Origin of the sequence: Methylibium sp. T29 (genome assembly GCF_000576205.1) — a bacterium.
Lineage (GTDB): Bacteria > Pseudomonadota > Gammaproteobacteria > Burkholderiales > Burkholderiaceae_C > Methylibium > Methylibium petroleiphilum.
This window is the reverse complement of the sequence record NZ_AZND01000455.1, coordinates 1-1,575: the sequence shown is the minus strand read 5'-3', so window position 1 is coordinate 1,575 and position 1,575 is coordinate 1. Positions and strand designations below refer to the sequence as shown.

General features: G+C 58.5%; 1 protein-coding gene and 1 pseudogene. Both read right to left on the bottom strand.

Going from position 1 to position 1,575, the window contains the following annotated elements; genetic code table 11:
* Nucleotides 1-411 (bottom strand): annotated as a pseudogene (locus x551_RS24800) (hypothetical protein); the annotation flags it as partial.
* Between the two features lie 22 nt (nucleotides 412-433).
* Nucleotides 434-1,309: a YCF48-related protein gene (locus x551_RS24795; protein WP_231497765.1), complete on the bottom strand. Its 876-nt coding sequence runs from the start codon at nucleotides 1,307-1,309 to the stop codon at nucleotides 434-436.
* Nucleotides 1,310-1,575: the final 266 nt, after the last annotated feature.

Sequence of the window (1,575 nt, the reverse complement as noted above, 5' to 3'; positions counted from 1 at the left end):
ACTGAGACCACCGACTGTACGCGTTCCGTAGATGTTGTCGACTACTCGTGTCTCGTCCAGAATTCCGCGAACCTTGATCGTTGCCTTCAAAGATTCGGAGAGCTTGCCGTCGAAATTGAGATCGATCCGCGTCGCGAACCAGTTGATGTGAGCGTCTTCCTTGAAGGCTGCCGGCCGCGTCAGAGTCGATCCCGGGGCAGCCAGCGCACTGTGATTTGTGTACGTAATGCCATTCTGTTCATTGCCGTACTGGTTATTGTTGTTCTGATCGTCGGTTGTCTTTACCGCTAGTTCTTGACGAACGAAGCCGGAAACCGCCCACTCTGCCGCATGAGCAGAGCTGACTAGAGCCAGCAACGCCGCTGCAGCAACTGCGTTTCGCTGCAAGATTCTTGTGCCGTTTTCACTCACGATGTTTGTCTCCTAGTTTTAGTCAAAGATCAAGTTCAAGAATCGATCCGCCTGCTCCAACCGCAATCAGGCGTCGCCTCCCACCCGTCTGTTCGCTAACCGCCAGGGCCTGATACCAGGTGTTGCGCACCAGCTTCGAGTTCACCGTGTTCCACGTCGCGCCGCCATCTCGGCTGATCACAACTGCATTAATTCCGCTCGCTATCACCTCTCCATGAGGTGTCGCACTTATCCCAGTCAAGATGGCGTTTGTTCCAGTCTTCAACGATTCCCACGTAGTACCGCCGTCGGAGCTGCGCAGAATTGCGCCGCTTTGCCCGCTGGCATACATCTTTCGACCGTCGGCGACGAAAAGACCAAACAGCGAGCGCTCGCCCTTGTGCAACGTCTTCCATGGGGCACCATCGCTGGCGCGCAAGACGAGCTCAAACTCGCCAATAGCAGTCGCGGTTCCGCCTTCATCGACGTGAACACCGTAAAGATGCGGCTCAGCACCGTCCTCCGTGATACCGCTCCAATCAACGGTCTGAACTGCCCAAGACTGCCCCCAGTCAGTCGACTTCAGAATGGTTCCGAAGGCACCTACGGCGTAAGCAACGCCGTGGCGATTGACGTCCACCGCTAACAGGCGCGACTTGGTCACGGACGCTGCTTCTTTCCACGTCTTGCAATCCGCCGCGACGTACACCAATCCGGTCTGCCCGACAGCAATGCATCTGCCTTCCCGCATCGCGATGGCCATCAGCGCAAGGTGCTTCATCGGAAAGGGCTGCGCCTGCCACGTCGCACCGCCGTCGCTCGTGCTCAGCACATTGCCGAATGCCCCTACGGCAATGCCTTTTCCCCCCTCAAACGTTACGTCGTAGAGCGCATCGTGCGCCGTACCGTGGCGAAGCAACTTGGCTCCAGGAGATGAGCCTAACGGCGCTGCAAGCGCTGGAGCAGCCAATGCTGCTGCCGCAGCGGGCATCCCACCATCGGCATACGCGGCCGATGGGATGACCCCACTGCAGAGCAACGCGGAGGCCGCTGCGAGCCGAATGAGCAGCGCGCTAGGCTGAACCAGGCTACAACGAGCGATGCATCGCTCGCCTTGACGACGCGCCGACATGCTCAAGTCCCCAGACGCTGCAGCGCTTGCTCGGTCAAGTACTTCTCGTAGAA